Below are 5,700 nucleotides of genomic sequence, written 5' to 3'. Positions count from 1 at the left end.
AGATTCACAACGCTTGTCGATCTGCATTCTAGGTTAAGTTTAGTGTTTTATGGCACAATGTTTTAGTTAAGTGGTAGCGTTGTTCACTACTTAATTGGGCGTTATGTGCCCTTGCTGCCATCTTGTAATTAAGTTGTTGTGATTTTGTGTTTATTTTGTTGTTGTCTTTGCGGTGGGGGATTTTGTTTTTTGATCTTCTAGTCATAATTATGAGTTTGCTAACCATTTTACTATCTAAAACATTATAATGTCTGAAATATATTATTTTAAAAGTAAAAGAGTTTTCTTATGTTAAATATGATCGTAGGCAACGGATGGGCAACTCCGGGGCATTTTAGTGACGATGAAAAAAGTTACAAAAGAAAAAATAAAAAGCGCAAAGGAAAAAAGAAAGATGACATGCATGATGTCAAGAAAAATATTTTGCGTGATGTTGGGAAGAATGTTTACTCTAAATTAGTTGGCGATAATCCCGATATAAAGGTTGATAAAGAAACTGACAATATAATTCTTGAATCAACCAATCGAAAAGGTGAAAGTTACGACACTGAAATTTACGCTGGAGACTACCTTGTAAGAATGTACTTGATTACAGAATTAGATGATATTTACTTGAGAAAATCATCTAGTCACTATAATTTGGTACCAATGGATGAAAACGTTATTTATGAAGTAATTAAAGAACAGTTACAAAGTGGTGTTAAAGAAATAATATTAGTAGTTAAATAATACGCACATAACAAAGCATTTAAGAGTGATTCCCAACGCTTGGCATTTTTCATTCCATCGTTGGGTTTGTGTTTACGGTGGTCTGGTTAAGTTTCATGGTAGCGTTGCTCACACCTTAATGCGGCGTTATAACGCATCAATGTAAAACGTTACTGAGACACACTCCGAAAAATCATTATCCTTTTCTTGAACGTTAGTTTTTGAATTGTTTGTATCCTAGATGCATATCAAAACAAGGATAATATTATGGCTTTAAATGGAAGTTGTCTGTGTGAACGTGTTAAATATCGTATCTCTGGGCAGTTGTCTGATGTACTAAATTGTCACTGCTCTATGTGCCGAAAGCTACATGCTTCAGCGTTTAGAACTCGTGCAAAGGTAGCAACTCAAGACTGGGAGACACTACAAGGCGCTGAGTACATCAAGTTTTATGAATCATCTGAGGGTGAACATAAAGGCTTTTGTTCTGAGTGTGGTTCAAGCCTGTACACTAAGTTTGATGCTTACCCAGAAACTTTGGGGTTTCCTTTAGGTACTCTAGACGATGATCCTCAGGTAAAAGCTACGAGACATGTTTATGTTGGAAGCAAGGCTCCTTGGTATGAAATCACAGATGGTTTGCCTCAACAGGAAGAGTTCGACTAGCTTTATAACAAAGCATTTAAGAGTGATTCGCAACGCTTGGCAGTTTCGCTTCGCTCAAGTATAGCCAAGCGCTGCTCACACCTTAATGCGGCGTTAGTTACCAAAGAAGAAAAATTAACTAAATCAGCAAGTTTAGGGCTAATGTCAGTGTGTGTTTTGCTAGTTTTCGCACTTCATTTTCTTGCTCATAGGGTTCGTTTAAATAGTGCTTAGTTTGGTGCTTAGTTGGACTCTCTGTTTCAGAAGCTAAACCGCTCGCTGAAAGTCTGCTCTGTTGGTTAGTCTTTCTAAAGGTGTTCTTTGGTGTTTAAAGTCCGTTTTCTACGGCGCCGTGAATTCCAAGTGGTTTCAGTGGCAGTCGCTTTGAAACTGCGCCTGACTTGGTTTTTCCAAACTACGTAAAGGCAGTGCTTGCAAAGTTTCAATGAATTTCAAAGTAAAGTCTTTGGGTAGGCAACTAACAAACAATTTAAGCAGATTCGCAACGCTCGGCATTTTGGGTTTGAATTGGCTTTAGTGTTTACGGCACAATGGTCTAGGTAGGTGGTAGCGTTGCTCACTACTTAATTGGGCGTTAGGGCTATAGGCTCAATAAAGCTACAAAATATGTTATATTGCAGATAGTTACGTATTGTGTGGTTGCTGTGATGAAGAAAGAACGTGAAATACATAAGATGCTAGTAGCATTATCTAAACAAAGAGTTGCTTTGGTCCTGCAACCAGGCAATGTTTGGGTAATCGAAAAAGCTCTTCCTTTAACAGAAAAGAACGAGGCGCATTTACAAACTTGCCTTATGCGAGGGTGGGTTGAAGTGTTAGAGGCAAATGTAGCATCAGGAAAGCTTAATGAAGATCTGACAATCCCTTCAGACCCTTTCACCACTACATCTAATATTTACCGCCTTACGGATAGTGGCTGGAATCACATTCATCAAACTCATCTGCGAAACCTGCTAGGGTTATTCGCTACGGTTATGGCTTTGGGCGTTGCTGTGATCGGTTTGGTATAGTCCTCCAAGCGTTGTGAGTATCGCCCTAACAAACAATTTAAGAGTGATTCCCCACGCTTGGCATTTTTGGTTTGGGTCAAGTTCAGTGTTTACGGCGTTCAATTTTAGCGTAGTTGTAGCGTGGCTCACACCTTAATTGGGCGTTAGGCAAGGTATGGTGAGTTTCTCATTTCTTTTCTTCTTTGTTTCCTTTGGCTATCCGCTTTTCTAAGTCGGCAATTCAGCATTGTCGGCTCCAATTCTTGAATCACTCCACCCGTAAAACATGCCAAATTCTATGGGTTGCCTCATTAGTAAGGTATTCTGTATCAAATCAAGTTAGTGAGCACACAGAAATCTTGCCTAACAAAGCGTTTAAGGCAGATTCGCAACGCTCGGCGGTTTCACTTCGAATCGGCTATAGTGTTTTATGGCGCAGAGGTTTCGTTTGGTGGTCGCGCTGCTCACTACTTAACGCGGCGTTATACGCTATGCGGTGTTTCAGTTCAGCTGACATAGTTCTGTTCTTCTTAGCTCATACGCTAAGTTTAAAAGTTGATAATGCCGCTAACTTATAAGGATAGGTAAAGATAAATGAGTGGACATAATCATTACCCTGATTGTACTTGCGGTTGGTGCTGTAAATTCAGAGGCATGAGTGGTGTAGATAATCAACGAAATAAGACCGTAGACAGAAGTGTTGGTAGTATTACCGAGCAAAGCAAAGTGTTTGTGAGCTATGTAAATCCTAGTGCTTACTGCCCGGTCTGTGGAGCATCGGTGTTTTTTTATCAATCCCCGAATGGTGGGAGAGTGTTTTTTGATTCATTGGGTAAACCTTGGGAGAAGCACCCTTGCACAGATAATAGCACTCTAAAGGTAAATATAATTCCATCGAAAAACTTCCCTAACAGGAACCGAGTAGGAAAGTTTGAAGCCAATAAGTTCAATCCATTTATCATCAAACTGATCGAGAAATTTCATATTACATCTCGTGTAAAAATATCAGGCTTTTTTGGTGAATCAGGCTTAGTCATAGCTATTTCTGGCATCACAAGGCAGGAATTTAATAACCTTGAAATTGATGTAAACAGTCCCTGTATGATGCGCAGAACAAACAACGGCTATCAGCTTTCTTTCGTAAATAAACGTGGGAAGGTTATTGATTTGGACGGTGTAAAAAGTAGTTAGGCAACCACTAGGGAAACGCGTATAACAAACTGTTTAAGAGTGATTCGCAACGCGTGGCATTTTTACTATGCGTTGGTTTTAGTGGTTAAGGTGGTATGCGGCGCCTTCGGCATTGCGTTGCTCACACCTTAACAGGGCGTTAACAAGCATCAGGAAAAATCGAGTAAATGGTTAGACAAGATAAAAGAATACTGTTGTTAGATTTCTTTCGTGAACAAGAAAGCAAGTCGAAAAGCTTTACCTATCAGGATGCTGCTGATGCGACAGGTTACAGTCATAAGAGTGTAGGTAAGTACATTAGTGAGAAGCTAAAAGGGACATATGTATTCAAATCGGATCATGGTGGTTGGGTGTCCGAGGGGCTGACTCAAGTGTCCAATGATGACTTTATCCGTCTTATGTCGCAGAGTACTTCTTCTCGAAAGCTGACCCCAGAAGAGAAAATGTATCAAAAGCTAATTAAGCGTAGCCTTGATGCATTTACCCTTGCTCTTGAGATGTACAATCGTCCAAGCCTGAGTAATCGCGTCGAAGCATTCACTATTATGATGGTTAATTCTTGGGAGCTGTTCCTAAAGGCTGAAATATTAGACGCCTTGGGTTCTGAAAAAGTGTTCTACAAAAATGGGAAAAGTATTTCTATCAGTGATGCATTACCGCTGCGATTGCAAAATAATGACCCCGTAAAACTGAATATCGAAACTCTAATTCAGCTACGAGACCAAGCAACCCACTTGCTTATTCCTGAACTTCAACCTCAGTTATCACGCCTATTTCAAGCTAATGTACTGAATTACCAAGAGCGTTATCGTAATCAAATGGGTAACTCGCCTTTAGCTGGTCAAAGTGTAGGGATGCTAAGTCTTGTCTTAGACGGTCCAGAGCCTGAAATCGGAGTTATTAAAGAGTGCTATGGAGATATTACGGCTTCAGAAGTCACAAGTTTTCTTAAGCAGTTCGAGAGTAACTCAAAAGAAATTGACTCTGATAAATATTCTATTTCAATAGACTACAAACTTGCTCTGACTAAGAACCCTAGCAACGCAGACCTTACTCTTAGTGTCGGTGATAATGGACAGCAGGCGGTGATCATTACACAAGCTAAAGACTTGAATACGACACACCCTCACACAACTAACGAAGCGATCGATAAAATTAATTCAGAGTTGGGGAGTAAAGAGGTAAATCGACACTCTTTTCAAGCAATTTGCTTTAAGCATAAAGTTAAACAAAATAATAACTCGCCACACCATAACTTTACGGACATTCATCGTTACTCCGAGTCATTTGTAGCATGGGTAGTGAAAAATATTAAAGAGCAAAAAGGTTGGTTACCGACGGCTTTAGTTTGCTATAAAAATCGGAAAAATGCTTGTTAACAAAGCATTTAAGAGTGATTCGCAACGCTTGGCAGTTTCGCTTCGCTCAAGTATAGCCAAGCGCCGCTCACACCTTAATGCGGCGTTAGGTGTTTTCATTTAAACTGTACGTAGTTCTTTAAGTTTTTTGTTCTGGTAGTATCCTTACTTAGTAAGCTGAATATTCATAAATGAGGTAATCATGACTAAAACAGGTGGCTGTCAATGTGGGAAAGTCCGCTACGAAGTATCGGGTGAACCAATGAATCAAATGTTCTGCTATTGCTCTGACTGTCAAAAGAGAACGGGCGGTGATAAATGGTTTGGTGTGTGGTATTCACATGACAATTTTAGGTTCACAGGCTCTGAAACGAAGACATATACACGCAAAGGTAGCTCTGGAGCAGATGTACATAACCACTATTGCCCTGAGTGTGGTGTGACTGTCTGTGCAGATATCACTATTGGCAAGTTCTTCACTATCAATGGTCCCTCATTTGATACCGATGAACATTTAGCACCTACAATGGCAATCTTCACGGCATCAGCACCAAAGTGGGCAGTGTTACCAACAGATATACCAGTGTTTGAAACGTTCCCATCGAACAAGGGATAACACACCTAACAAAGCATTTAAGAGTGATTCACAACGCTTGGCGGTTTCGCTTCGCTCAAGTATAGCCAAGCGTTGCTCACACCTTAATGCGGCGTTATGTTTACTTGTATTTCAATGGCTTAAATGTCTTAGGCTCTAGTTCTTTGTCCCTCTAGCCGTTCGTCCCTAGTAG

Annotated in this window: 6 protein-coding genes; all 6 read left to right on the top strand. The window is 40.1% G+C overall.

Going from position 1 to position 5,700, the window contains the following annotated elements; translation table 11 throughout:
* The first annotated feature begins 288 nt into the window (after positions 1–288).
* The 6 genes from F0231_RS20605 (at position 289) to F0231_RS20575 (ending at position 5,528) form a co-directional block, all read left to right on the top strand.
* Positions 289–729 carry a hypothetical protein gene (locus F0231_RS20605; protein ID WP_171761548.1) on the top strand — a complete coding sequence of 147 codons (441 nt, stop codon included), beginning with the start codon at positions 289–291 and terminating at the stop codon, positions 727–729.
* Between the two features lie 246 nt (positions 730–975).
* Positions 976–1,374 carry a GFA family protein gene (locus F0231_RS20600; protein WP_171761547.1) on the top strand — a complete coding sequence of 133 codons (399 nt, stop codon included), beginning with the start codon at positions 976–978 and terminating at the stop codon, positions 1,372–1,374.
* Between the two features lie 647 nt (positions 1,375–2,021).
* Positions 2,022–2,384 (top strand): hypothetical protein, encoded by a 363-nt coding sequence (locus tag F0231_RS20595; protein WP_171761546.1) that lies wholly within the window; start codon positions 2,022–2,024, stop codon positions 2,382–2,384.
* A 573-nt stretch (positions 2,385–2,957) separates the two neighbouring features.
* A complete protein-coding gene (locus tag F0231_RS20590; protein WP_171761545.1) occupies positions 2,958–3,554 on the top strand; it encodes a hypothetical protein in 597 nt (198 codons plus the stop codon).
* A gap of 167 nt (positions 3,555–3,721) precedes the next feature.
* Positions 3,722–4,933, top strand: coding sequence for a DUF3644 domain-containing protein (locus tag F0231_RS20580; protein ID WP_171761544.1), 1,212 nt, complete (start codon positions 3,722–3,724; stop codon positions 4,931–4,933).
* Positions 4,934–5,114: 181 nt separating this feature from the next.
* Complete coding sequence (locus F0231_RS20575) at positions 5,115–5,528, top strand: GFA family protein (protein WP_171761543.1); 414 nt, start codon at positions 5,115–5,117, stop codon at positions 5,526–5,528.
* Positions 5,529–5,700: the final 172 nt, after the last annotated feature.

The organism is Vibrio sp. RE86 (assembly GCF_013114545.1).
GTDB lineage: Bacteria > Pseudomonadota > Gammaproteobacteria > Enterobacterales > Vibrionaceae > Vibrio.
Note: the sequence above shows the minus strand (reverse complement) of the source record. Positions and strands in the feature narration are given on the sequence as shown.